This window comes from Pseudomonadota bacterium, from assembly GCA_038533575.1.
Lineage (GTDB): Bacteria > Pseudomonadota > Alphaproteobacteria > Rhodobacterales > Rhodobacteraceae > Shimia_B.
Map to the genome: position 1 here is coordinate 1001912 of JBCAYL010000001.1, position 24457 is coordinate 1026368.

Consider the following 24457-nt stretch of genomic DNA (forward strand, 5'->3'; position numbering starts at 1 on the left):
TGGCCAGTGGAAGCGGGGGCTGGCACTTTATTTGGCCGGCGTCGGCAGCGCGGCGGCGGCCGTGGACTGCACATTCGACCGGGAGTGTATTGCGGGCGAGGCCTGTGCGGTGAGCGCTTTCGAGGCCAGTGTCACCCCCGATGCCGGGGCGGCGCGCGCGACGGTAGAGACAGTCTTCGGCACTTTTCCCGGCCTTTACTCCAACACTGCGGGCACGGCGCCGCATAACGTCACGGCCTTCGTGCCGGAGACGGGGAACAGCCTGCACCTGACCTACACGGACGAGGCGGCATGGCTGACGTTTCACATGCCCGCGGCGGAGATGGCGATCACCTATCTAGGGACCTGTAAATGACGGATATCCTGAACGCGATCATCGTGATCCTGAATTTCATCGTCATCCCGGGGGTGGCCTACGGCTCGCAGCTGGCGCTCGGCGCGTTGGGGGTGACGCTGGTCTATTCGATCCTGCGGTTTTCGAACTTCGCCCATGGGGACACCATGGCATTCGGGACGATGTTCGTGATCCTCTTTACGTGGTGGATGCAGGGGCTGGGGCTCTCATTGGGCCCGCTCCCCACGGCACTTCTGGCGCTGCCGCTGGGGATCGGGGCCTGTGCGCTCATGGTGCTCTTCACCGATCGCTCGGTCTACCGATTCTACCGGCGGCAGAAGGCCTCGCCCGTCATCCTCGTCATCGTCTCCATGGGGGTGATGTTTGTCCTCAATGGCGTGACGCGCTTTATCATCGGGGTCGATGACATCCGCTTCGCCGATGGCGAACGCTTCATCATCCGCGCGCGGGATTTCCGCGATGCCACGGGGCTCGACGAGGGGCTGGCCTTCCGCACCTCTCAGGCCATCACCATCGTGGTGGCGGTGATCGCGGTGGCCGCGCTCTTCTACTTCCTGAACAAGACGCGCACGGGGAAATCCATGCGTGCGTTTTCCGACAACGAGGACCTGGCGCTTCTCTCCGGCATCAACCCCGAGAAGGTCGTGGCCGTGACATGGATCGTGGTGGCCGCGCTCGCCACCACCGCCGGGACGCTCTACGGGCTCGACAAGTCCTACAAGGCCTTCACCTATTTCCAGCTGCTCCTGCCGATCTTCGCGGCGGCCATCGTGGGCGGGCTTGGCTCGCCAGTGGGCGCCATCGTGGGCGGCTTCGTCATCGCCTTTGCCGAGATCGCGCTGACCTACCCGCTGAGGAAGGTGCTGGCCTATCTCCTGCCCGAAAGCCTCGAGCCTGACGGGCTCGTGCAGCTTCTGACCACTGACTACAAATTCGCGGTGAGCTTCGCGATCCTCGTGATCGTGCTCCTCTTCAAGCCCACCGGCATCATGAAGGGGAAGGCGCTATGAGCCAGCTGTCTGCGCGCGATCTCGGTCTCTTTGGCCTCGTGGCGGTGCTCATCCTCGGCACCGGGATCTTCCAGGGGGTCAACACGGCGCTCGTGCTTCTGAACATGGGGCTCGTGAGCGCGATCATGTCGCTCGGCGTGAACCTGCAATGGGGCTTTGCCGGGCTCTTCAACATCGGGGTCATGGGCTTCGTGGCGTTGGGCGGGCTGGCGGCGGTGCTCATCGGGATGCCGCCCACCACCGAGGCTATCGCGGCGGGCGGTGGCGGCATGGCCATCGCCATGACGCTCGGCGCCGCCACCATCGTGGCCGCCATCGTGGCCTACCGGCATCTCGCAGCCGGCTTGACGCGGAATCTGGCCGTGCTCGGGATCGTGGTGGTGGGCTTTCTCGTCTACCGGACGTTCTTCGATCCGGCGCGGGACGCCATCGAGGCGGTGAACCCGGCGGGCACGGGCTATCTCGGCGGATTCGGGCTCGAGGGAGCCGGCATGATCCTGGCCTGGCCTGCGGGCGGCCTCATCGCGGCAGGCGCGGCCTGGGTGATCGGGAAGACGGCGCTCGGCCTCCGCTCGGATTACCTCGCCATCGCCACGCTGGGGATCGCCGAGATCATCATCGCCATCCTGAAGGCGGAGGACTGGCTCTCCCGCGGCGTCAAGAACGTCGTGGGTATCCCGCGGCCCGTGTCCTACGAAGTCGATTTGCAGGCCGACCCGGCCTTCGCCGAACGGGCCGATGCCTTCGGCCTCGACATCGTGGCCGCCTCCACTCTCCAGGTCCGGCTCGAATGGACGATCCTCTTCACCATCGTGCTCGTGCTCATCCTCGTCCTTGCGCAGCTCGCGCTGAACTCCCCCTGGGGGCGGATGATGCGCGCGATCCGGGACAACGAGACCGCCGCCGAGGCCATGGGCAAGGACGTCACCGCGCGCCATCTCCAGATCTTCGTGCTGGGCTCGGCCATCCTCGGCATGGCGGGCGCGATGATGACGACGCTCGACAGCCAGCTCACGCCGTCCGCCTATCAGCCGCTGCGCTTCACCTTCCTCATCTGGGTGATGGTGATCGTAGGCGGCTCTGGCAACAATTTCGGCGCCGTGCTCGGCGGTTTCATCATCTGGTTCCTCTGGGTTCAGGTGGAGGTGGGCGCAGCCTTCATCATGGAGGTCATCACGGCCCCCCTGCCCGACGGCTCCGCCCTGGAAACCCACCTCCTGGCCGGCGCGCCGCACATGCGGCTCCTGACGATGGGCCTCGTGCTGCTCCTGATGCTGCGCTTCTTCCCACGGGGGCTCATACCCGAACGGTGAGGTCAATTGTGGCGAATGTGGGGTACTGTTGAGGGCGCATACCCGCGCAAGTTGCATTTTGTGCAATTTTTAAGCGCTCTGGGAAGCCATTCGGCGCCTCGGGAGAATTCCAATAACTTTGCTTCAAGAAACGGAAATTTCTTGTTAGCCGTTTGGGATGGGCAGCACTTTGCCCCGGGGAACGGATTTAATTGTGTCAATGTTTGGCTCCCGCGATGTTCAGGGGGAGGCAAAAGGGAGTGACTTATGAAGACCACCAGATTGCTAGCGACGACGACGGCCCTGTCATTGTGTTTCGCGTCGGCCTGGGCGGATGACAACTTTGCGCTCGTCGAACAGGTCCAATCGGGGACAGCCGGCGGCAACAACGCGCTCGTGGAGCAAGACGGCGCTGGCAACTTCGTGGGTAACGAGCCGCGCCCGCAGGGTCCCCGCGCCTTCCGGCAGGTGACCGACCAAACGAGCGGCGAGAACTCCCTCACCGTCCTTCAGATGGGAGATGGGAACGCCGTGGCCTCTTCGCTCGGCGGGCGTCAGCTGGGGAGCAACGGCACGGCAAACACGGCCACCTTCACGCAGATCGGTGACGACAACCTCGTGGGATCTGTAGGCCAGCGGGCCGAGGGCGGGTCAGGCGCTGGCGGCAACGTCATGACCATCGTGCAAGGCGCGAGCGACGGGTCGACCGGAATGAACGAGATCGGTATCGCCAGCCAGTTTACCGCGGGCGGTGTGAGCTCGAACGCGCTGAACGTCACGATGACGGGCAACAACAACCGCATCAACCGCATTGAACAGGCCACTGATAGCGGCCTCGGCGACAACACGATCAGCGTGAACATCACCGGTAGCGACAACGGGCGCAGCAACCTCACGGGCTTCGCGCTCTCGGCCATCCCGGCGAACAACAATGCCAGCAAGGTCAACAACGTGCTCAAGCAGGGCGCTGCCTTTGATGGCGCCGCAGATGGGGGAAACAACATCAACCTCACTGTCAACGGTGACCGTAACGCGTTCAGCGTCGTTCAGTTCGGCGTCGGCAACGACGTGGGCAATCTGACCGTGACAGGCAGCGACAACGACTTGGGCATCTCCCAGTCGGGCACGTCCAACCTCGTGACGCTGGCCGTGGTCGGCGGCAACTTCAACAACGTGGGCATCTCGCAGGTGGGCACGAACTTCGCGGACGTCTCCATCGTTGGCTCGTCGAACGAGCTTTCGATCAGCCAGTCGGGCACCAATGGTGACGGCTCGGACGGCTTCGGTGTCTCTTTCGACCTGACCGGTGACGGCAACGGCGTGGGGCTCTTCAGCGGGGCCGCGGATGCCGTGGGTCTGACGAACGGCACCATCACGCAGGACGGCGCGGGCAACCTCTTCAATGCCGTCATGGACACGAGCATGTCGAATTTTGCGGGATCGCAGATCGGCTCGGACAACTTCGCAACTGTGAGCGTGTCCGGCGGCAACATGAACCAGTTCGCTGTCGCGCAGACCGGCAACAGCAATATCGCCAACCTCTCTCAGACGGGCGGCAGCAACAGCGCGGGCATCACCCAGTAAGCTGATCCGAACTGACTGGACGCAATATCAGCCGCCTTCGGGCGGCTGATTTCTTTTGAACTCAATGGACTCAGCCCCCATCGCCTTGCGGGCGGAGGTCCCCTTCAATGGATGGTGGGGCGGCCATCGGCGCTGATCGCGGCCAGGGCGCAGGTCTCGAAGACGATGGGCTTGGCATCGCGGAGGCTTTCGTAGCGCTTGGCGGCGGCGGTGAGGCGCTTCACGCGGGAGAGCATGCGCAGCTGTCCCTTTGTGAATTGCGCGAGGAATTTCGTACCGTCCTTCATGCGCACGGCTGCGACGACCATCTCGGTCTTGCCGATGAGCCAGCCGCTAATGACATCGCCGAAAGGGCCCGCCAGCGCCTCGTCCACGAGGCCCCAGCCCGCGGGGCCCTTGCTCGGGCGGTCGGCGTGCTGGTGGATGATCTCCACGGCGTCGAGATCCGTGCGGATCGAGAAGCGCCGCTGGCGTCGACCCAGGATGCCCTCGGCCTCCAGCGCCACCGTGAGGGTGCCGAATGTGACGGTGTGACCGTCGTCCCTACCGACGAAGATGCCTTCGTCTGCTGCCAGTACTCTGAAGCCCATAATCTCGCCCTCGCGTCATTATCCCGACCCCTCCGGTAGTGGGAAAGATGGGTTAAAGTTAGGCGAATTTTTGCCGGGCCGCGGCGGAATGTAGGCACAATTCGAGCCGTGATTTACGGGCCTCGTTCGCGCCACAGCCCTCGCGATCAGCCGCCGCGGGCCCGACTTAGGCGCACAGTCTCGCCGCGACGACGCTTCGCGCGCACGCCGTCTAGCCCAGCTTGCGCAGGCGCTCCACGAGGCTCGACGTGTCCCAGCGGCCGCCACCCATTTTCTGCACGTCCTTGTAGAACTGGTCCACGAGGGCGGTGACGGGGATGGAGGCGCCGTTCTCGTTGGCGGTCTGGAGGCAGATGCCGAGATCCTTGCGCATCCAGTCCACCGCGAAGCCGTGATCGAACTTTCCGTCGGCCATCGTCTCGTAGCGGTTCGACATCTGCCAGGAGCCCGCGGCCCCTTGGCTGATGACGCTGACGACCTCGCGGATGTCGAGGCCCGCCTTCTCGGCGAAGTGCAGACCCTCCGAGAGGCCCTGGACGAGGCCCGCGATGCAGATCTGGTTGACCATCTTGGTGAGCTGCCCTGCCCCGCTTTCGCCCATGCGGCGGCAGGCCTTGGCATATACCTCCATGATTGGCTCGGCTTTGGCGTAGTGGGGGGCGTCGCCGCCGCACATGATGCCGAGTTGAGCGTTCTCCGCGCCCGCCTGCCCGCCGCTCACCGGCGCGTCGACAAAGCGGCCGCCGGCGGCCTCGTAAAGCTCGCGCGTGACCCTGGCGGAGACGGTCGTGTGATCGACGAAGAGCGCTTCCGCGCCCATGGCCGCCAGCGCCCCGCCCTCGCCGAGACAGACCTCGCGGAGGTCATCGTCATTGCCCACGCAGGCCATGACGAAATCCTGCCCCGCGGCGGCGTCTGCGGGTGTGGCCGCATGGGCCCCGCCATGCTCCGCCGCCCAGGCCTCGGCCTTCTTGGCGGTGCGGTTGTAGACCGTCACATCATGCCCCGCCTTGGCGAGGTGCCCGGCCATGGGATAGCCCATGACCCCCAATCCGAGAAATGCGACCTTGGCCATGTTTCATCCTTCCGAGCGATGTGCTTAACGTTTTTGGCAACCTAACCGCGGCCCGCCCCGCGTCAACGCAGGTAAGGGGGCCGCGCATGCCCTCCCGGGAGACCCGATGACCCTGTTCCGCTGGCTTGTCCGCCTGACATCGGCGGCGCTCGTTCTGGGCGTGCTGGCGATCGTGCTGGCCTACTACGTGTTCTCCCGTTCGCTGCCGGACTATGACCGGACGGTCCCGGTGACGGGTCTCGGCGCGGAGGTGGAGATCGCGCGGGATACCGCGAATGTCCCGCACATCTTCGGCACGACGGACAGCGATACCTTCTTCGGGCTGGGCTATGTGCATGCGCAGGACAGGCTCTGGCAGATGACCATGCTGCGCCGCACGGCGCAGGGCCGGCTCTCGGCGCTCTTCGGCGCCACGACACTGCCGGTGGACCGAATGATGCGGCGTCTCGATCTCTACCGCCTCGCGCAAAGCTCGGTGGCGGCGCAGACGCCAGAGGGGCGCGCCGCGCTCGAGGCCTACGCGGCGGGGGTGAATGCGCGGCTCGCGGAGATCAACGAGGGCGCGCTTGGGCGCGGGGCGCCGGAATTCTTCCTCTTCGAGCCCGCCATCGCGCCCTGGACACCTGCCGACAGCCTCGCTGTGCAAAAGCTCATGGCGCTCAGGGTCGCCTCCCATCTCGAGGAGGAGGTGCTGCGCGCGCGCGTCTCGCTGGCGCTGTCCGAAGAGCGGATGATGGACATCCTGCCCGAATATCCGGGCACGGGCGTCGCGGCGCTGCCGGATTATGCCTCGCTCGCGCCGGGCACGGTGCCCTTCGTGGCGCCTCGACGCGTGGCCTCGCCGCTCTCCCCGGCCCGGCCGAGGGGATTTGGGGGCGCCTCCAATGCCTGGGCCGCCGCGCCCGAGCGATCGGCCTCCGGCGGTACATTGCTCGCCAATGACCCCCATCTCGGCTTCTCGGCGCCGGCGCTCTGGTATCTGGCGCGGATCGAGCTCGAGGGCGGCGGGCAGATCGGGGGCACGATCCCGGGCCTGCCGCTGGTGCTCGTGGGCCGCTCCGCCGATCTCGGCTGGGGTCTCACCACGGCCTATGCCGATGATCAGGACCTCTATATCGAGGAGGTCAATCCGGAGGATCCCGGCCAGTACCGCGTGCCAGGGGGCTGGGCCGATTTCCGCGAGCGGCAGTCCATCATCGAGGTGGCCGAGGGCGCGCCGGAGACACTGACCCTGCGCTGGACGGTGAACGGCCCCGTGCTTTCGCCCGACATGTTCGGCCTCAACACCGTCACGCCGCCCGGCCATGTGATGAGCCTCGCCTGGACGGCGCTCGATCCCGCCGACACCACCTATTCCGCCGCGCTGGCCACCTCGAAGGCGGGCTCCGTGCGCGCGGCCATCGCCGCCGCCGAAGGCTACCGCGCGCCCGCGCAGAACCTCGTCCTCGCCGACGGCACCGAGATCGCCATGAAGACCATCGGCGCGCTGCCCTCCCGCGACGTGCGTCACCAGGCCCAGGGCCGCCTGCCCACGCCCGGCTGGCGCGTGGAGAACCGCTGGCGCGGACGCTTGCCCTACGACGCCAATCCCGAATTCATCGGCGCCGAGGGCGGCATCCTCGGCAACACCAACAACAAGAGCGTCGACCGGCCCTTCCCGCGGCACGTGAGCTTTCACTGGGGCGACAGCCAACGCGTCCAGCGCTGGGAGCGGCTCATGCAGGGCCGGCAGGTCCACACCCGCGAGAGCTTCATGGAGGCGCAGCTCGACACCGTGAGCCCCGCCGCGCGCAACCTCCTGCCGCTCATCGGGGCCGATCTCTGGTTTACCGGTGAGGCCGCGCCCGCGGGCACGGTGGAGCGGAAGCGCCAGGAGGCGCTGGAGCTGCTGGCGGAATGGTCGGGCGAGATGAACGAGCACCTGCCCGAGCCCCTACTCTACGCGGCGTGGATGCGCGCGCTGCAGGCCCGGCTCATCCGGGACGAGCTGGGCCCCCTGGCCAGCGAATTCGTCCACGTGGAGCCGGTCTTCCTCGAGCGGGTCTACCGCGACATCGAGGGCGCAGGCGCGTGGTGCGATATCGTGCAATCCGCGCAGGTGGAGGACTGTACCATGATCGCGCGGGCCGCGCTCGACGACGCGGTGCTCTGGATCGAGGAGACCTATGGCGCCGCCCGCCTCTCCTCGCTGCGCTGGGGCGACGCCCACGAGGCGCGCCATGACCACCCGGTGCTCGGCCGATCGAATTGGCTTGGCTGGATCGTCAATATCCGGCAATCGACCTCGGGCGGAGACTTCACGCTGCTGCGGGGACAGACCGTGGGCCGCGGCGCGGAGCCCTTCTGGAACGTGAGCGGCGCGGGCTACCGGGGGGTCTACGACTTCGCGGACCCGGATTCCTCGCTCTTCATCATCGCCACGGGCCAGTCCGGGCACCCGCTCTCGCGCCACTACGACGATCTTGGAGAGCGCTGGCGGCGCGGGGAATACGTACCCATGTCGCTCGACCCCGCGCTCGCGCGTGCCGCCAATATCGGGATCACGCGGCTCGTGCCGCGCTAGTCAGTGCAGGCTGAGCAGGACCTCGATGTCGCGCTGGCTCAAGCGGCGCAGGAGATCGAGCTCGTCGGCATTGAGCCCCGTGCCCGCATCGACCTGTGTCTTCACGATCCGCGCGATCACGCTGGTGGGCTGGTAGTAGATATCGGCGCTCTCGCGCGTCAGGTCTTCCACTAGGCGCCGCAGAACGCGCTTTTGCTTTTCGGCGTCGAGATCGACGCGTTTGTCTTCGAGCATGGCGGCCTCCAGTTGGAGAATAGGTAGACCGTCCCCGGCAGACGTCGACGGCGCGGCGCCGATTGTCCCCGTGCCAGGTTTCTTTGTGCCCCCGTACCTCGGGGGGTGTGGGGGGCTGGCCCCCCGCTCCTGCCTGCGCCAGGGGTGCTAGAGCTTGCCGTAGCGCGCGGCCTGGGTGGCCGTCCATTCCACGGTGAGCGCGGGGCCCGCCTCGGTCTGGTCCTCGCCCTGCACGACGCCCTGCTCGTAAAGCCAGGCGCGCTTCTTGCCGTCGGCGTGAGAGAGCGCGAGCGTCACCACCTCCCGGGGCGGCGTGATTGCGGACGAGATCGCCTCCAGGAGCCGCGGGAGACCCTCGCCGGTGAGCGCGGAGGTCAAAAAGACGTTCTCTTCCCGCGCGGCGAGGTTTTGCCGGATCTCCAGCGCCTCGGCCTCGAGCCCGTCGGTCTTGTTCCAGACCTCGAAGAGCGGCACGCCTTCGGCGATGCCCAGACCGCCGAGGATGTCGGCCACGTCGGCGGCCTGCTCCTCGGTCTCGGGGTGGGAGATGTCGCGGACATGGAGGATGAGGTCGGCGGCCGTGACCTCCTCCAGCGTGGCGCGGAAGGCGGCGACGAGTTCGGTGGGCAGGTCCGAGATGAAGCCCACCGTGTCCGACAGGATCACGTCCGTCTCGTCGGGCAGCTGAACCGCGCGCATCGTGGGATCGAGCGTGGCAAAGAGCATGTCCTTGGCCATGACCTCGGCGCCTGTAAGGCGATTGAAGAGCGTGGATTTGCCCGCGTTCGTGTAGCCCACGAGCGCCACGATCGGGTAAGGCACCTTGGCGCGGGCGGAGCGGTGGAGCGTGCGGGTCTTCACCACCTTCGAGAGCTGACGCCGGAGGCGGCCGAGCTGGTCGTCGATGGCGCGCCGGTCCGCCTCGATCTGGGTTTCGCCCGGGCCGCCTACGAAGCCCAGCCCGCCGCGCTGGCGTTCGAGGTGGGTCCAGGCGCGGACGAGGCGCGTGCGCTGGTAGCTCAGATGCGCCATCTCGACCTGCAGCACGCCCTCGCGGGTCGCGGCGCGGTCCGAGAAGATCTCGAGGATGAGGCCCGTCCGGTCGAGGAGCTTCACCTTCCACGCGCGTTCGAGGTTGCGCTGCTGGACCGGGGTCACCGGCCCGTCGATCAAGACGAGCTCGATCTCCTCGCGCTTGAAGAGCTGGCCCAGCTCCTCGATCTTGCCCGCGCCGAAGAGCATGCCGGGATGGGCGCGCGGCAGCCGCACGACCTCCTCGCCCGCCACCACGAGATCGGGCAGCGCCACGGCAAGCGAGACGGCCTCGGCCAGCGCATGCTCAGGCGCGCGGCGCTGGGTCTCTGTCTTGATGTCGGGGTGCAGCACCCAGGCGCGGGTGGCTTTGGTTTCTGTCGTGTAAAGGTCGGTCATGGAGCCTCTATATAGGGGCTCATTCCTCCCCTTCGTAGAGCGAGATCGGCTGCGACGGCATGATCGTGGAGATCGCGTGCTTGTAGACAAGCTGGCTTTGCCCATCGCGGCGCAAGAGGACGCAGAAATTGTCGAACCAGGTGATGACGCCCTGCAGCTTGACGCCGTTGATCAGGAAGATCGTCACCGGCACCTTCGTCTTGCGCACATGGTTGAGGAATGCGTCTTGCAAATTCTGCTTATCTGATGCCATCGGCCCAGCCTCTCTCGATCTTTTCTCTTTTCAGGCGGGGCTCCCCACCCAATGCCTGAGAATTTTTACCACTAATAGAGGTAATGGAGAGAGGTTCCAGACGAAATTCAAGCCGTTATAGCGATTTATGCTGCACCTGCGGCATCAACTGCGCCAGAAAGCGGGGTTCAAGAGCGCCACGATGACGAGCGTTTCAAGCCGCCCGACGGCCATGGCAGCGGTCAGGATGTATTTCGCAGTGGCCGAGAGTGGGGCGAGATCGATGGGCACATCGGTGGCCACCTGTGCCAGCGGGCCGGTATTCGTGAGCGTCGCCACGCTCAGGATGAGCGAGGTCTCGAAATCCTCGCCCGTGGCCGAAAGCGCGAGCATGACCACCGCGAGCGAGAGCCCAAGCAGCATGAACACGATCCAGGCGATGAAGGCGCCCTCGCGGCGGATGTGGCGGGCAAAACGCCCTGCCCCGCCCACGGAATTGGGATAGACGAGGCGCCCGATCTCGCGCTCGCCATGCTTGAGGAGCGCGTAGACGCGCAGGAGCTTCACACCGCCCGCCGTCGTCGCCACACCCCCGCCGATGATGGCAAGCCCCATGAGCAGGAGGCCCGGCGCCGCGATCCCCGACCAGCTGCGCGCGGTGAGCCAGTCCGCGCTCACGAAGCCTGTCGTGGACAGGAACGAGAGCGCCGTGAAGACCGACCCCCAAAGCGCGCGCAGCGCGGAGACGAAGCCCACCGCCTCGTCGATCTGGCTCGCGGCCACGTAGTGGCGCAAAAAGAGCCCGAGCGAGATCACCAGCACGACGACGAGGGCGAGCCGCAGCTCCGGATCCTGCCGGATGTCGAGCGTGGCGTCCCCGAGCACGCCCGTGGAGAACGTCCGCCGCGAGAGGGCGAAGATGAAAAAGAGCACGATCAGGAGCTCGCCCCAACGGCCGGAGCCCGCGTTCTCCACCCCGCCTACGGGCGAAAAGCCCGCCGTGGCGATGGTGGACATGGCATGCATCCCCGCCGTCAAAGGCGCGTCGCCTGCCACGAGGAGCCCGACAAAGAGCGCCAGCGTCAGCCCCGCATAGACCGGGAAAAGCTGCGAGCCCGCGCGGAGGAGCCTGTCCGTGGCCAACCGCTCCTCCCCCGATTGCGCGCCGAGGCCCACGGCGGGCCCGCGCCGCTCGGCCACCTCGTAGCCGCCGAGACCCATGGGCGCGAAGAGCGCCACCGCAGCCGACCACATGAGCATGCCCCCGCCCCAGGCCACGAAGGCCCGCCAGAAAGCCTCCGCCTCGCTCAGCCGCCCGGGCGCACCGTAGAGCGTGGCGCCCGTGGTGGTCATGGCCGAGACCATCTCGAAATAGGCATTGGTGAAGGAGGTGTCGCCGAGGCTCGTGCGGAAGGGCAGCGCGAGGATGAAGGGCAGCACGAGGAAGGCGATGAGCAGCGCGAGGAGCTGACTGCGCACCTGGTGCCGCGGGGCGAGGCCCTTGGTGACGATGGCGAGTAGCAGTGCGATCATGCAGGTGAAAACGCCCGACTGGAAGAAGGCGCGCGACGAGGTCCAATCCCCGGCATTGGCGGCCACGGCTGCGGGCGCCACCATCATCAGCCCGGAGATCCCCGCCAGAACGACGATGATCGGCAGCGAATTGAGCGTGGCGCGCATGGCCTAGGCGGCCCCGAATTGGCGCAGGAAATGGGTGGGCCGGATCAGCCGCGTGGGCATGACGTCAGGTGCCACGGGATCACTGAGGGAAGCCCACACCGCGCGGCGCTCTAGAAGAAGTCGATGGAGACCTGCAACAGCCGCTCCACCTCCGGCACGTCCTGCGTGAGGGCAAAGATCGCCACCACGTCGCCTTCCTTGATAACGGTATCGGCCACCGGCGCCACCACCTCCTTGCCCGATTGGATCGCGCCCACGAGCACGCCCTTCGGGAAGTCGATATCGCCCACCTTCTCGCCCGCGATGGGGCTCGTGGACAGGACCTGCGCCTCGATGAGCTCGGCCTCGGCATCGCCGATGGAATAGACGCTTTTGACCCGCCCGTGACGGATATGGCGCAGGATCGAGCTCACCGTCGTTGAGCGCGGGTTGATGTAGGCATCGATGTTGAGCGCATCGAGGAGCGGGACAAGCGTGGGATCATTGATCAGCGTGATCGCGTTCTGCGCGCCGGCCTGCTTGGCGCGGACGGCGGCGAGGATGTTGGTCTTGTCGTCGTCGGTGACAGCGAGAAGCGCGTCGGCATTCTGGACGCCGGCCTCCGTCATAAGCGCGCTGTCGAGGCCGTCACCATGGAGCACGATGGTCTTTTCCAGCACGTCGGCGGCGCGCTCCGCACAGGCTCGGTTCTTCTCGATGACGCGGGCGCGCACGCGCTCTGTCCGGCTCTCGAGCGTGCGGGCCACGCGCAGGCCCACATTGCCACCGCCGAGGATGACGATGCGCTCCTGCTTCTTGGTCATCTTGCCGAAGACCTCCAGCGTGCGCGGCACGTCTTCCATGTGCGCCATGAAATAGCAGCTGTCGCCCTCGATGATCTGGTCATCGGCGTCGGGGGCGAAAAGCTTGCCCGCGCGGCGGATGCCCACGATGCGCGCGCGCAGGGTGGAAAAAAGCTCCGTCAGCTGGCGGAGCGGCGTGTTCATGACCGGGCAGGCATCCTCGATATTGATGCCCAGAAGCTGCGCCTTGCCGCCAAAGAAGAGCTCGGTGTCGAAGGCTGCGGGCGCGTTGATCCGGCGCAGCGCGGCCTCGGCCACTTCCTTTTCGGGCGAGATCACCACGTCAATGGGCAGGTGATCGCGGCGGTAGATATCGGCGTAGATGGCGTCGAGATAGGACTGCGCCCTGAGCCGCGCGATCTTCCTCGGGATCTCGAAGATGGAATGGGCCACCTGGCAGGTGACCATGTTGACCTCGTCGGAATGGGTGGCGGCGATGACCATGTCGGCGTCATCGGCCCCGGCGCGCTTGAGGATATCGGGGTAGGAGGCGTGCCCGGTGATGCCTTGGACATCGAGCGCGTCGGTGGCACGGCGCACGAGATCGGCATTCATGTCGACCACGGTGACGTCGTTCTTTTCACCGGCCAGGTGCTTGGCGATCTGCCATCCCACCTGCCCGGCCCCACAGATGATGACCTTCATCGGGTTCTCTTCAGCGGCGCCCCGACGGGGCTATCGAGATGTGAGGGTTGGCAGGGTTGTGGTGTCGGGTCAATGGGGCTGGCCGATGCGCGGCGTGCGGACGCCATCACTGGACGGTAAGGTCATAGGACTTGAGAAACTCGTTCGCCACGGCCTTCAGCTCCGCCACGGCCGCGTCATCCACCTCGAAGACATCGGAAATGCGCGTGCAGCCCTGAAAGGCCCCAAAGGCCTTGCAGGTGGCCAGCGCATCGTAGTCCACCGCATCGAAGACGAGGCCGTGCGCGTCACGCAGCGCGAGGAGCTCGTCTCGCGAATGGGCGAGGATCGCCTCCTCCGCGCCGTCCTTGAGGGTCGCCCGGCTGGAAAGGCCGCTCTTGCGCGCATGTGTCTCCAGCGTCTTCCTGAGCTGCGTGTTCCGCCGCCCGTATTGCTTAACGCCTTTCTGGTGCTGGAGCATGAAATCCTGAAGCACGACACTCACGGCACTGGAGCTGGAGCTGTTGTTGCGCGTGGTGTCGATGGAGAGGCTCTCGGACGGATCATCGAGGCAATGGCCCAAGGCATCATCGACGATCGATCCCCGTCGTAGCGCGCCCTTGTTGGTGGCCACCGGCCTGAATGCGTCCCCGAAGACCGCCTTGCCTCTCTCGCAGATCTTGAGAAACGTGCTGTCCCATGCGGCGAGGGGCGGGAAATCGCTCTGGGATTTCACGTGATGCTGAACCATGGAGCGGTAGTAACTCACGGGATCGCGGAAATACGCGAGGACCCGCGTGTCATCGGAAAACCCGTCCATGTTGCGCTTCAGGACGTCGAAGGCCTCAAACTTCGCCGCGATGTCCTCGCTCGACAGGAACAGCACATCCGGCTTCAGCGCCACGGCGCGCTCGATCTCCCGCAGGGTCTCGACGGCCTTGACCTCGCGATGCGCTGGTTGCCTCAGGCTCTCGATATCCCCGGCGAGCAACACGCGCCGCACGTGAAACGGATGCAAAAAGCGCCCCTCGACGAGCGGGAACAGGATCCCGTGCCCTCTGAGGGTGTCATGGTGCAGCGTGAAGTTTTCCTGGATGGACGTGGAGCCGGTCTTTGGAAGACCGATGTGAAGGACAGTCCGCATGTCGCTGTCGTGATCCTGCCTGTCTTGTTTTCCTCGTGGTCGCACGCGTCTTGAGACCGGTCAAGCGCCGCGGATGTCCTGCACAACGCGCGACCGGAGCGTGGCGCGGGGATCAGGGCCCAGACGCCAACGCAAGCATCACCCCTCGGAATTCGCATCCTCGAACTGGGCCACGCGCGCGCCGGATTTGTTGGTGGTGACGACGCCAAGGCTCTTGAGCTTGCGGTGGAGCGCCGAGCGCTCCATGCCCACGAAGGCCGCGGTGCGGGAGATGTTGCCGCCGAAGCGGTTGATCTGCGTGAGCAGGTACTCCCGCTCGAAGAGCTCGCGGGCCTCGCGCAGGCTGAGCGTGGCCAGCGACCCCGAGAGCACGACCCGGTCATCGGTGGGGGCGGCTTCGGCCTGCGGCAGATCAGAGGGGGTGATCGGGTCGTTCCCCGTCCCGAGGATCAGCACCCGCTCCATCATGTTCTTCAACTGGCGCACATTGCCCGGCCAGACCATGGTCTGGAGCAGCGCGTCTGCCTCCTCGGTCAGCGCGCGGTTGGGCAGGCCCTGCGAGCGGTTGAACTCCTCGATGAAATGCCGCGCGAGGAGCGGGATGTCTTCCCGGCGGTCCTCGAGCGAGGGCACGTCGATCGGCACCACGTTGAGCCGGTGATAGAGCTCCTGCCGGAAGGTGCCGGCGTTGATCTCGGCGCGCAGGTTCCTGTTGGTGCTGGAAATGACGCGGATATCGACCCGGACCTTGGAGGTGCCGCCCACGCGCTGGAAGCTCTGATCCACGAGGACGCGCAGGATCTTGGACTGGGTGCCGAGGGGCATGTCGGCCACCTCGTCGAAGAAGATGACCCCGCCATGGGCCTGCTCGAGAAGCCCCGGCTCCACGCCGCGCTCGGCGCTTTCACGGCCAAAGAGCACCTCCTCCATCCGCTCGGGCTCGATGGCGGCGGAATTCACCGAAACGAAGGGCGCGCCCGACCGCGTTGAATGGGCATGGATGTAGCGGGCGGCGACCTCCTTGCCGGCCCCGGCGGGACCGGTGAGCATGACGCGGCCATTGGACTTCGTGACCTTGTCGAGCTGCGTGCGCAGCGCGCGGAACGAGGCCCCCTCGCCCACCATGGTGGCGCTTGTCCCGTCACGGCGCTTGAGCTGGTTGTTCTCCCGGCGGAGCCGCGACGTCTCCATGGCGCGGCGGATGACGACGAGGAGCTGGTCGATGTTGAAGGGCTTTTCGATGAAGTCGTAGGCGCCCTGCTTGATCGCCGCGACGGCGATCTCGATGTTCCCGTGGCCCGAGATGATGACGACCGGCACGTCCGGATTGTCCCGCTTGACGGATTTGAGGATGTCGATCCCGTCCATGCGGCTGTCCTTGAGCCAGATATCGAGGATGAGAAGCGCGGGCGCCTCGGTGTTGATCTGGCCCATGGCCTCGTCGGAATTGCCGGCGAGGCGGGTGGAGAAGCCTTCGTCTTCGAGGATGTCGGCGATGAGCTCGCGGATGTCCTTTTCGTCGTCAACGATGAGAATGTCGGCTTTGGACTGGGTCATGGTTACCTCAAACTGCTTCTTTTTCAGTGGTCTTGACCGGGGGCGATGGGGTGGTGGACCGGGGCAGGCGCAGATCGGCACGCGCGCCCCTGTGGAGGGACTGGTCCGCGGGACCGGCCTCGTTGGGGTCGAAGGGATCGGCATCCGAGAGCGTGAGCGTGCCGTCATGCTCCTCGATGATCTTGAGCACGATTGGCAGGCCGAGGCCGGTACCTTCGGCGCGGGAGGTCACGTAGGGCTCGAAGAGGCGCATGCGGTCCTCGGGGAGACCTGTACCATTGTCCTCGATGCTCAGGTGGATCTCCTCGGCGTCGGCCTTAAGCGTTACGCGGATGCACGGCGCAAAGTCCTGGCCCGCGGCGGCGCGGGTCTCGATGGCCTCGGCGGCATTCTTCAGGAGGTTGGTGAGGGCCTGGGAGATCATAGTGTCGTCTACGAGCACGGGCATGGGGCCTTTCTCGAGGGCGGTCTCGTAAGTGATGCCGGGATTGCCGTTTTCCTGAAGCAGCACCGCCGCGCGGACGATCTCGCCCATGTCCCCCGGCGTGCGCTCGGGCTCGGGCATCCGGGCGAACTTGGAGAACTCGTCAACGATGCGGCGCAGGTCGTTGGTCTGGCGGACGATGACATCGGTCATTTGGTCGAGCTGGTCGCTGTCTTCGCCCACCTTGGGGCCGAACTTGCGCTTGATGCGCTCCGCGGAAAGCTGGATCGGCGTGAGCGGGTTCTTGATCTCGTGGGCGATGCGGCGCGCCACGTCGCCCCATGCGGCCATGCGCTGCGCGCTGACGAGGCTCGTGACATCCTCGAAGGCGATGACGTAGCCCTCTGACCCATCACCCTCGCCGAGCCGCGTGGCCATGCGGACGAGAAGGATCTCGTCGCTCCCGCCCCGCGTGAGCCGCACCTCGCCCTGGGCACTGCCGTTGCGGGCGGTCTGTACCTCCTCAAAGAGTTGGCCGAACTCCGGGATCGCCACGGCCAGCGGCCGGTTCTCGGCCTCCGTGGCGAGGCCGAGCAGGCGCTCCGCCGAGCGGTTCACGAAGGTGATGCGGCCTGTGCTGTCCACGCCGACGACGCCCGAGGTCACCGAACTCAGCACCGAGTCAAAGAGCCTGCGGCGGCGCTCGATCTGCTCGGTATTGTCGAGGAGCGCTTGGCGCTGCCCTTTGAGCTGGGCGGTCATCTGGTTGAAGTATCGGCCCAGCATGGCGATCTCGTCATCGCCCTGCTCCTCGGGCACGCGGACATCGAGATCGCCCGTGCCCACGCGCTGCGCCGCGCCTGCAAGCCGCCCCACGGGCCGCGACAAACGCTCCGCGAACCAGAGCCCGGCCCAGGTGGCCGCGAGGATCAGCACCACCGCGAAGCCGATATAGAGCAGGCCGAAATCGAAGAGCACGCGCCCGCGCTCGCTCTCGAGCTGCTGGTAGAGCTGCGCGGTCTCTTGCGTCTCGTCGAGGAGCGTGAGGATCTCACCGTCCACCGTGCGGCTCAGGTAGAGATAGCGGTCGGTGAAGCCCTCGAGCCGCGTAAGCGCGCGGAATTCATTCTGCTCCCAATCCTCGATCACCAGGACATTCACGGTGTCGAGCGCATCAAACTGTGCGGGCGTGGGGGGGTCGTAATCGAACTCGTAGGAGGAGGCCCCGCGCGCCCGGATCACGGCGCGGCTGTCGATGACGAAGGCCTCCTTGAGGCCCCGCTGCACGCGCGGCTGGACGCGCGCGAGGATCTGGCGCACCTGCCCGTCGAAATCACTGTCGGCGAGGAAGGGCTGCGCGGTACGCTCGCCGTTGAGCACGCGGGCGATGATGACGGTGTCGCTCGCCAGCCCGCGCTCCTCGGCGCGGCCATAGGCTTCGGCTGCCGAAACCGACGCGCCGATCACAGACCGGACGCGCTCCGAGAACCAGCCCTCTAGACCGATATTGACGGTGAGTACGGCGAAGACGGCGACGAGCACCGTGGGCACAAGCGCGAGGAAAGCGAAGACGCCCGTGAGACGGAGATGGAGCCGGGAGCCCGCCGAACGCGCGCGCCGTGCGGCCACCATGCGCGCCACGCGCGACAGCACGAGCGCGGCCACGGTCATGACGTAGACGAAATCGGCGAGCAGGATGATGCGGAGCGAGTTGCCCGTGCCGCCCTCGTCGATGGGGCCGAGGGCCAGGTAGGTCAGGATCGCGAGCACGGGGCCGAGCGCCACGAGGATGCCCGTGGCTGCGGCCGTCACGTCCCCACGCCGTCTCCAGCGAGAAAAACGCGCCAATGCGAATGTCGTCCGCGATACCGCCAAAACGCCTCACCTGATGCAGCGCCCCGCTGCCGGGTCGCCTCTACCGCGCGTGATCTTGGAGCAACTCTGCGGCTGCTTTGTCACGCTATGTGGCATGTTTACATCAGTTTGCGCCGCCGAGTCACGCGAATATCGAGGTCCGTGATCTTCTTTCGAAGCGTATTTCGGTTAATTCCCAGCAAGTCTGCGCACTTGGCCTGGTTTCCTCCCGTGGCATCGAGGGCAATCTCGATGAGCGGAAGCTCGATTTCGCGCAGAATCCGCTGGTAGAGGCCGGGCGGCGGCAGGACCCCGCCATGGAGATCGAAGTAGCGCCGCAGGTGCTTGGCGACGGAGGCCGAGAGCTTCTCGGCATCGACGGCCCCGGCCACGGGATCGACGGCGGGCTGGTTGCCCAGCACAGCCTCCACCTCTGCCCGCGTGATCTCCTCCTCGGCAGCGGTCACCACGAGCCGGCGGATCGCGTTTTCGAGCTGGCGCACGTTGCCCGGCCAGGAATAGGTGCGCACGAGTTCGGTGGCGGCCGCATTGAGCTTCCGCAGCGAGGCGCCCTCGCGCACCGCGCGGGCGAGGAAGTGATCGGCGAGGAGCGGAATGTCGTCCACGCGCTCGCGAAGCGCCGGCACCGTCATGGTCACGCCCGAAAGCCGGTAGAAGAGATCCTGCCGGAAGGCACCCGCCTCCATCTTTCCCATGAGATCCACCTGGCTCGTGGCCATGATGCGGGGGCTGTTCTCGGTGAGCTGGTCGAGCATGCGCACGATGCGCGCCTGCGCCTCGTCGGGCATGTCGCCCACCTCGTCGAAGAGCAGCGAGCCGCCGCGCGCCTTTGCAAGGAGCGTGGACGGGCCATCGAGCCCCTCGAGATCCTCCACCGACACCGTCACGAAGGGGGAGTTCCGCCGGTCGGAGAAATCGTGGATCGCCTTGGCGATGAGGCTCTTACCAGTGCCGCTTTCGCCGGAGATGAGCACGGGAAGCTCGGCATTCATCACCCGCGCTACAAGGCGATAGAGCGCCTGCATGGAGGGCGTGCGCCCCACGAGGGGCAGGTCGTCGGAGGTCCCGCGCTCCTCCCCCGGCGCGGGTGCGGCGGCGCGGCGCTTCACTTCGAGCGCGCGGGAGGCCCGCTTCATCAGGTCAGGCAGATCGAAGGGCTTCGGGAGGTAGTCGTAGGCGTCCTTCTCGGTGGCCTGGATCGCGGTGACGATGGTGTTCTGCGCCGAGATCACGATGACCGGCAGGCCCGGCCGCGTCTCGCCGATCTTCGGGAGCGCGTCGAGGCCATTGCCGTCGGGCATCATCACGTCCGAGATCACGAGGTCGCCCTTCCCTTCCTCCACCCACCTCAGGAGCGTCATGAGCGAGGAGGTCGCGTGCACCTTGCAGCCCGCGCGCGTGAGCGCCTGGGTCAGAACCGTGCGGATCGTGCGGTCGTCATCGGCAATGAGAACGGTGCCATCCATGGAATGCTCCTCTAAAGACTAGACCTCGGCGCCATCGTCAGGCGCCACGGGGAGGGAAATACGGAAAACGGTGCGCCCGGGGACGCTGTCGACGGTGATCCAGCCATCGTGGTCGGCGATGATCTTGGAAACGAGCGCGAGGCCGAGCCCGGTGCCGTTCTCGCGGCCGGAGACGAAGGGCTCGAAGATGTCGGTGGCGATATCTTCGGGCAGGCCCGGCCCGTCATCGATGATCGCGATCTGGAGCGGCACGGTGCGGCCGGTGCCGTCCCGGCGGCGCAGGCGCAAGCTGCGCTCGTAGTAGGTATGAAGCGTGATCGTCCCTTCCGCGCCTTTCGTGGCCTGCGCGGCGTTCTTGATGAGGTTCAAAAGCACTTGGAGGAGCTGGTCCGCGTCGGCGATCGTGGGCGGAAGCGACGGGTCGTAGCGCTCCTTGATCGTCATGTGGGCGGCAAAACCCAGGAGCGCCGACTTACGCGCCCGGTCGAGAACGTCGTGGATATTCACGGGCTTGAGCTGCGGCGGGGAAACGTTGCCGAATTCCTCCACCTGTTCGAGGAGCTTCACGATGCGCCGGGTCTCGGCGACGATGAGATCGGTCATCTCCAGGTCTTCGGGCTTCAGGTTCATCGAGAGGAGTTGCGCGGCGCCAGTGATGCCGGCGAGCGGGTTCTTGATCTCATGGGCCAGCATCTCGGCCATGCCGATGGCGCTCTTGGCGGCGGTCTTCGAGTTGTAGTTGCGGCCCACGCGACCGGCCATCTCCCGCGGTTCGATGAGCACGAGCATCTGGCCCGTCGCGCCCTGCAGCGGAGCAATCTGGATGTTGCACTGGAGCGGCGGGCGCTGCCCGGAGCCCACATCGACGTCATTGACGAAAAGCGGCACGCCATTGAGCCGGGCACGGGCGAGTGCGGCGTCGAGAGGCGCGTCCACCATGACCTTGTCCCAGACGGGCTGCCCGGAGAGCGCCTTCTTCGACTGGTTAAGAAAAGCCTCGGCGGCGGGATTGATCTTCGAGATCGTGTCGTCGTCGCAAAGCGTCAGCGCGGGCACCGGCAGCGAGGACCAGAGATCGTCAAAGCTCGTCTCCTGCGTCATGCCGCGAGCCTCGAGGGCGCGAGCGCGTCGGGCAGCAGTGCGATGACCTCCGCGGGGGTGCCGGCGGTGAGGACCCGCTTGCGCAGGTCCGCGGGCGTCTCCGCGCCGTCCATGTACCAGCCCAGATGCTTGCGGGCCACGCGGGTGCCAAGCGCGGGGCCGTAGAACGCGATCATGGCGTCGTAATGCTCTTCAACGATGCGAAGGCGTTCCGCGGCGCCGGGGCTGGGTCGCGGGGTCCGACCCGCGAGCGCGTCGCGGATCTGGGCGAGCCGCCAGGGCGCGCCTTGCGCTCCGCGACCGACCATGACGCCGTGCGCCCCGCTCGCGGCGAGGGCCGCGCGGGCATCCTCCACCGTGCAGATGTCGCCGTTGGCGATGACGGGGATCTCCACCGCCTCGGTGACCCGGCGGATGGCATGCCAGTTGGCGCGGCCCTTGTAGAACTGGCCGCGGGTGCGGCCATGGATCGTGATCCAGTGGATGCCGGCGGCCTCGGCGCGGCGGGCCAGCGCGGGCGCGTTGAGCAGATCGTCGTCCCAGCCGAGGCGCGTCTTCAGCGTCACCGGCACCTCCACGGCAGCCACCACCGCCTCGATGAGGGAGAGCGCGTGGTCGAGATCCTTGAGGAGCGCAGAGCCTGAATAGCCGCTTGTCACCTTCTTGGCCGGGCATCCCATGTTGATGTCGATGACGCGGGCCCCCTGCCCCGCGAGAAGTTTCGCGGCCTCGGCCATCCAGCGTGCCTCGCGGCCCGCGATCTGCACCGCCGTGCGCGCCACGGCCGCGCCGAGCTCAGCGCGGTCGCGGACAGAGGGCTTGGCCTCCACCATTTCCTGGCTGGCCACCATCTCGCTGACGACGAGATCGGCGCCGAAGCCCGCCACGAGCGACCGAAACGGCAAGTCCGTGATGCCCGCGAGCGGGGCCAGGACCACGGGAGGCGCGCTTGCGCCATCTGCCGGAAACTTCAACAAATGCTCATTCCTTGGGCGTCTTGGGACATCTAGCGGCGGGCGACTGCGGCCTCCACCGCTGCATAGTCGCTGTCGGCGCGAGATGCATCATGTGATTAATTATTGTGCAGAATGACCGGAAAAAGACAGGCACTTGCCCCATCCCCATGCAACCTCGTAACTGGCTCCATGGCGACGACTTCCCTCGCGCGCGCGATCGCGACCTTCGGATACGTGGGCTACCTGCGGCCCGCGCCGGGCACCTGGGGTTCGCTTGCCGCTGCCGTGCTCGCGCCGTTTATCCACCTTGTCGGGGGCTGGCCCCTTCTCCTTGTGATGGCCGCGTGCGCTTTTGCAGCGGGGCTCTGGGCCGCGCGCCGGGAGACCGGGCCGGGCCGGGAAGACCCTTCGGAGATCGTGATCGACGAGGTGGCGGGCCAATGGATCGCGCTTCTGCCCTGGGCCTTCTTCGTTGCGCCGGAGCGTACGCTGAGCGGAGAGGCCCTGGGCTGGGTCGCGGCGGCCTTCCTCGCGTTCCGGCTCTTCGACATCTGGAAGCCGTGGCTCGTGGGCCGGATGGATGCGCGCCACGATGCGCTGGGCCTCATGGCCGATGATGCGGTGGCGGGGGTCTTCGCGTGGGTCGTCTACCTCCCGGCGGTCGTGCTCGCGTTCTTATTCACTGCCGCGGTGACGCCGGCATGAGCGTCGCAGCGCTCCTCGATGCGCTGCGCGCGCGGGGCTGGACGGTCACCGCCGCGGAAAGCTGCACCGGCGGGATGGTGGCTGCGGCCCTCACCGATGTGGCGGGCTCCTCGGACGTGTTCGAGCGCGGCTTCGTGACCTATTCGAACGCGGCCAAGCACGAGATGCTGGGCGTCACCGAGGCCACGCTCGCAGCCCACGGCGCGGTCTCGGAGGAGGTCGTGCGGGAGATGGCGCGCGGCGCGCTTGAGGCCGCCGGGGCCGATCTCGCCGTGGCGATCAGCGGCATCGCGGGGCCCGGCGGGTCCGAGCATAAGCCAGAGGGGCGGGTCTGCTTCGGCATGGCGACGGCGGAGGGCACGACGGCGGAGACGGTGGAGTTCGGCGCGCTGGGGCGCGGCAAGGTCCGCGCAGCGGCGCGGGACCACGCGCTCACACTGCTCATGGAGGCGCTCGAGCGCTAGCTAGCCGTAGAGCTCCTTCGCGCGGCGCTCGAAGGCGCGCACGATGCGCTGCATCGCGTCGTTGAAGACCATCCCGATGAGGCCCTGCAGCACCGCGTTCTTGAATTCGAAATCCACGTGGAATGTCACATCAGAGCCGCCCTCGGCCTCGGCGAAATCCCAGGTCGAGTGCATGTGCCGGAACGGCCCGTCGATATACTCGGTGACGATGCGGCCCTGCTCCTCGTAGAGTTCCACGCGGCTGCCGAAGCGCTCGCGGAAGACGCGAAAGGAGATGACGAGATCCGCCTTCATGAGCTCCCCGTCCTGGTAGGGCTCCTTCGAGCGGATCCGCGCAGCGGCGCACCACGGGATGAATTTCGGGTAGTTTCCCACGTCGGCCACGAGCGCAAACATCTGCTCCGCGCTGTAGGGCAGCCGCTTCGTTTCGGAATGGGTGGGCATCGCGTTCCTGCTCGCTGTGTGGCGTGCGATGTGTTTAGGAATGCGGGTCAGTCAAGGGAAGGCACATGACAGAGCGACCTTATGTCATCGACAAGATGATCTCCGCCAAGAGCATCGCCGCCAAGATCGAGGAGATGGCGCGGGCCATCGAGCGGGACTTCACCAACACCGACAAGCTCGTCGTGGTGGGCATCCTCCGGGGCTCCTTCATCTTCATCGCCGATCTCGTGCGCGAGCTCGAGCTGCCCATCGAGGTCGATTTCATCGAGGTGACGAGCTATGGCAATGCCGTGGAAAGCTCTGGCGAAGTGCGCATTCTCAAGGACTTGCGCGGCGCCATTGAAGCGCGTGACGTGCTCGTCGTCGAAGACATCGTCGATACCGGCTACACGATGCAGGCCATCGTGGGGCACCTGAAAGCGCGGCACCCGAAGCGCATGCGGACGATCGCGCTTCTCGACAAGCCCTCCCGGCGAAAGGTGGATTTCAAGGCCGATTACACCGGCTTCGAGATCCCCGATGAATTCGTCGTGGGCTACGGGATCGATTACGCGCAGCGCAACCGCAACCTCGATCACATCGGCAAGGTCAGGTTCACCTGATGGGCCCGCTCTGGCTCGTGCGGATGGCCCGGATCGTGCGGCACCCGCCGCCGTTCTGGAAGGTGCTGCTCGTGCTGGGCGTGGCGGGCGCGGCGGCTGTCATCATAGGGCTTGAGCAGTTGCTCGGGCTCGAGTTCGAAGACCGGAACCTAAACCTGCGCCGAGGCCCGGCGATCGAAGTCGCAAAATAGGCTTGCGCCCCTGCCC

23 protein-coding genes are annotated in these 24457 nt (G+C 66.4%); 9 read left to right on the forward strand and 14 right to left on the reverse strand.

Translation table 11 applies throughout. From position 1 onward, the window contains the following. Positions 1-61 precede the first annotated feature (61 nt). From AAFM92_05130 to AAFM92_05145, 4 genes are all read left to right on the forward strand, one after another. Positions 62-355: a hypothetical protein gene (locus AAFM92_05130; GenBank protein MEL7299749.1), complete on the forward strand. Its 294-nt coding sequence runs from the start codon at positions 62-64 to the stop codon at positions 353-355. Further along, positions 352-1365 carry a branched-chain amino acid ABC transporter permease gene (locus AAFM92_05135; GenBank protein MEL7299750.1) on the forward strand — a complete coding sequence of 338 codons (1014 nt, stop codon included), beginning with the start codon at positions 352-354 and terminating at the stop codon, positions 1363-1365. Before AAFM92_05130 ends, AAFM92_05135 begins: the two co-directional genes overlap by 4 nt. Continuing rightward, positions 1362-2678, forward strand: a complete 1317-nt coding sequence (locus AAFM92_05140) for a branched-chain amino acid ABC transporter permease (protein ID MEL7299751.1) — start codon at positions 1362-1364, stop codon at positions 2676-2678. Before AAFM92_05135 ends, AAFM92_05140 begins: the two co-directional genes overlap by 4 nt. A 246-nt stretch (positions 2679-2924) precedes the next feature. Further along, positions 2925-4241 carry a hypothetical protein gene (locus tag AAFM92_05145; GenBank protein MEL7299752.1) on the forward strand — a complete coding sequence of 439 codons (1317 nt, stop codon included), beginning with the start codon at positions 2925-2927 and terminating at the stop codon, positions 4239-4241. Positions 4242-4345: 104 nt separating this feature from the next. On the opposite strand, the gene AAFM92_05150 is transcribed toward AAFM92_05145, so the two are convergent. Continuing rightward, complete coding sequence (locus AAFM92_05150) at positions 4346-4831, reverse strand: hypothetical protein (protein ID MEL7299753.1); 486 nt, start codon at positions 4829-4831, stop codon at positions 4346-4348. Positions 4832-5042: 211 nt separating this feature from the next. Next, positions 5043-5906 carry an NAD(P)-dependent oxidoreductase gene (locus tag AAFM92_05155; protein MEL7299754.1) on the reverse strand — a complete coding sequence of 288 codons (864 nt, stop codon included), beginning with the start codon at positions 5904-5906 and terminating at the stop codon, positions 5043-5045. A gap of 106 nt (positions 5907-6012) precedes the next feature. Here AAFM92_05155 and AAFM92_05160 point away from each other — a divergent pair, with 106 nt between their 5' ends. Continuing rightward, a complete protein-coding gene (locus AAFM92_05160; protein MEL7299755.1) occupies positions 6013-8469 on the forward strand; it encodes a penicillin acylase family protein in 2457 nt (818 codons plus the stop codon). On the opposite strand, the gene AAFM92_05165 is transcribed toward AAFM92_05160, so the two are convergent. The 11 genes from AAFM92_05165 to dusB form a co-directional block, all read right to left on the reverse strand. Next, positions 8470-8703, reverse strand: coding sequence for a hypothetical protein (locus tag AAFM92_05165; GenBank protein MEL7299756.1), 234 nt, complete (start codon positions 8701-8703; stop codon positions 8470-8472). A 147-nt stretch (positions 8704-8850) separates the two neighbouring features. After that, positions 8851-10134: a GTPase HflX gene (gene hflX, locus AAFM92_05170; GenBank protein MEL7299757.1), complete on the reverse strand. Its 1284-nt coding sequence runs from the start codon at positions 10132-10134 to the stop codon at positions 8851-8853. Positions 10135-10153: 19 nt separating this feature from the next. Next, a complete protein-coding gene (gene hfq / locus AAFM92_05175; protein ID MEL7299758.1) occupies positions 10154-10387 on the reverse strand; it encodes an RNA chaperone Hfq in 234 nt (77 codons plus the stop codon). 144 nt (positions 10388-10531) lie between these two features. Continuing rightward, positions 10532-12046 carry a potassium transporter TrkG gene (locus AAFM92_05180; GenBank protein ID MEL7299759.1) on the reverse strand — a complete coding sequence of 505 codons (1515 nt, stop codon included), beginning with the start codon at positions 12044-12046 and terminating at the stop codon, positions 10532-10534. Positions 12047-12156: 110 nt separating this feature from the next. Next, a complete protein-coding gene (gene trkA, locus AAFM92_05185) occupies positions 12157-13533 on the reverse strand; it encodes a Trk system potassium transporter TrkA (GenBank protein MEL7299760.1) in 1377 nt (458 codons plus the stop codon). Positions 13534-13639: 106 nt separating this feature from the next. After that, positions 13640-14656, reverse strand: a complete 1017-nt coding sequence (locus AAFM92_05190) for a hypothetical protein (protein MEL7299761.1) — start codon at positions 14654-14656, stop codon at positions 13640-13642. A 138-nt stretch (positions 14657-14794) separates the two neighbouring features. After that, positions 14795-16213: a sigma-54 dependent transcriptional regulator gene (locus tag AAFM92_05195; protein ID MEL7299762.1), complete on the reverse strand. Its 1419-nt coding sequence runs from the start codon at positions 16211-16213 to the stop codon at positions 14795-14797. A gap of 7 nt (positions 16214-16220) precedes the next feature. Then, positions 16221-18449, reverse strand: coding sequence for a PAS domain-containing sensor histidine kinase (locus AAFM92_05200; protein ID MEL7299763.1), 2229 nt, complete (start codon positions 18447-18449; stop codon positions 16221-16223). Positions 18450-18610: 161 nt separating this feature from the next. Continuing rightward, entirely contained in the window at positions 18611-19978 is a 1368-nt protein-coding gene (locus AAFM92_05205; protein MEL7299764.1) for a response regulator, read from the reverse strand. A gap of 18 nt (positions 19979-19996) precedes the next feature. After that, a complete protein-coding gene (locus AAFM92_05210; protein MEL7299765.1) occupies positions 19997-21079 on the reverse strand; it encodes an ATP-binding protein in 1083 nt (360 codons plus the stop codon). Further along, positions 21076-22053 carry a tRNA dihydrouridine synthase DusB gene (gene dusB / locus AAFM92_05215; GenBank protein ID MEL7299766.1) on the reverse strand — a complete coding sequence of 326 codons (978 nt, stop codon included), beginning with the start codon at positions 22051-22053 and terminating at the stop codon, positions 21076-21078. Before dusB ends, AAFM92_05210 begins: the two co-directional genes overlap by 4 nt. Positions 22054-22224: 171 nt before the next feature. Here dusB and AAFM92_05220 point away from each other — a divergent pair, with 171 nt between their 5' ends. Both AAFM92_05220 and AAFM92_05225 read left to right on the forward strand, forming a co-directional pair. Continuing rightward, positions 22225-22740, forward strand: coding sequence for a phosphatidylglycerophosphatase A (locus tag AAFM92_05220; GenBank protein ID MEL7299767.1), 516 nt, complete (start codon positions 22225-22227; stop codon positions 22738-22740). After that, positions 22737-23204: a nicotinamide-nucleotide amidohydrolase family protein gene (locus AAFM92_05225; protein ID MEL7299768.1), complete on the forward strand. Its 468-nt coding sequence runs from the start codon at positions 22737-22739 to the stop codon at positions 23202-23204. The genes AAFM92_05220 and AAFM92_05225 overlap by 4 nt, the downstream gene beginning before the upstream one ends. Here AAFM92_05225 and AAFM92_05230 read toward each other — a convergent pair whose 3' ends face one another. Further along, a complete protein-coding gene (locus tag AAFM92_05230; protein MEL7299769.1) occupies positions 23205-23648 on the reverse strand; it encodes a type II toxin-antitoxin system RatA family toxin in 444 nt (147 codons plus the stop codon). Positions 23649-23713: 65 nt separating this feature from the next. Here AAFM92_05230 and hpt point away from each other — a divergent pair, with 65 nt between their 5' ends. After that, positions 23714-24250, forward strand: a complete 537-nt coding sequence (hpt, locus tag AAFM92_05235) for a hypoxanthine phosphoribosyltransferase (protein ID MEL7299770.1) — start codon at positions 23714-23716, stop codon at positions 24248-24250. Next, positions 24250-24441 (forward strand): hypothetical protein, encoded by a 192-nt coding sequence (locus AAFM92_05240; GenBank protein MEL7299771.1) that lies wholly within the window; start codon positions 24250-24252, stop codon positions 24439-24441. The genes hpt and AAFM92_05240 overlap by 1 nt, the downstream gene beginning before the upstream one ends. Positions 24442-24457 lie beyond the last annotated feature (16 nt).

Excerpts from the sequence above, each read along its gene's own strand:
- AAFM92_05135 (MEL7299750.1), top strand. The coding sequence starts at position 352 with ATGACGGATATCCTGAACGCGATCATCGTGATCCTGAATTTCATCGTC.
- AAFM92_05140 (MEL7299751.1), top strand. The coding sequence starts at position 1,362 with ATGAGCCAGCTGTCTGCGCGCGATCTCGGTCTCTTTGGCCTCGTGGCG.
- AAFM92_05145 (MEL7299752.1), top strand. The coding sequence starts at position 2,925 with ATGAAGACCACCAGATTGCTAGCGACGACGACGGCCCTGTCATTGTGT.
- AAFM92_05150 (MEL7299753.1), bottom strand. The coding sequence starts at position 4,831 with ATGGGCTTCAGAGTACTGGCAGCAGACGAAGGCATCTTCGTCGGTAGG.
- AAFM92_05155 (MEL7299754.1), bottom strand. The coding sequence starts at position 5,906 with ATGGCCAAGGTCGCATTTCTCGGATTGGGGGTCATGGGCTATCCCATG.
- AAFM92_05160 (MEL7299755.1), top strand. The coding sequence starts at position 6,013 with ATGACCCTGTTCCGCTGGCTTGTCCGCCTGACATCGGCGGCGCTCGTT.
- AAFM92_05165 (MEL7299756.1), bottom strand. The coding sequence starts at position 8,703 with ATGCTCGAAGACAAACGCGTCGATCTCGACGCCGAAAAGCAAAAGCGC.
- hflX (MEL7299757.1), bottom strand. The coding sequence starts at position 10,134 with ATGACCGACCTTTACACGACAGAAACCAAAGCCACCCGCGCCTGGGTG.
- hfq (MEL7299758.1), bottom strand. The coding sequence starts at position 10,387 with ATGGCATCAGATAAGCAGAATTTGCAAGACGCATTCCTCAACCATGTG.
- AAFM92_05180 (MEL7299759.1), bottom strand. The coding sequence starts at position 12,046 with ATGCGCGCCACGCTCAATTCGCTGCCGATCATCGTCGTTCTGGCGGGG.
- trkA (MEL7299760.1), bottom strand. The coding sequence starts at position 13,533 with ATGAAGGTCATCATCTGTGGGGCCGGGCAGGTGGGATGGCAGATCGCC.
- AAFM92_05190 (MEL7299761.1), bottom strand. The coding sequence starts at position 14,656 with ATGCGGACTGTCCTTCACATCGGTCTTCCAAAGACCGGCTCCACGTCC.
- AAFM92_05195 (MEL7299762.1), bottom strand. The coding sequence starts at position 16,213 with ATGACCCAGTCCAAAGCCGACATTCTCATCGTTGACGACGAAAAGGAC.
- AAFM92_05205 (MEL7299764.1), bottom strand. The coding sequence starts at position 19,978 with ATGGATGGCACCGTTCTCATTGCCGATGACGACCGCACGATCCGCACG.
- AAFM92_05210 (MEL7299765.1), bottom strand. The coding sequence starts at position 21,079 with ATGACGCAGGAGACGAGCTTTGACGATCTCTGGTCCTCGCTGCCGGTG.
- AAFM92_05220 (MEL7299767.1), top strand. The coding sequence starts at position 22,225 with ATGGCGACGACTTCCCTCGCGCGCGCGATCGCGACCTTCGGATACGTG.
- AAFM92_05225 (MEL7299768.1), top strand. The coding sequence starts at position 22,737 with ATGAGCGTCGCAGCGCTCCTCGATGCGCTGCGCGCGCGGGGCTGGACG.
- AAFM92_05230 (MEL7299769.1), bottom strand. The coding sequence starts at position 23,648 with ATGCCCACCCATTCCGAAACGAAGCGGCTGCCCTACAGCGCGGAGCAG.
- hpt (MEL7299770.1), top strand. The coding sequence starts at position 23,714 with ATGACAGAGCGACCTTATGTCATCGACAAGATGATCTCCGCCAAGAGC.
- AAFM92_05240 (MEL7299771.1), top strand. The coding sequence starts at position 24,250 with ATGGGCCCGCTCTGGCTCGTGCGGATGGCCCGGATCGTGCGGCACCCG.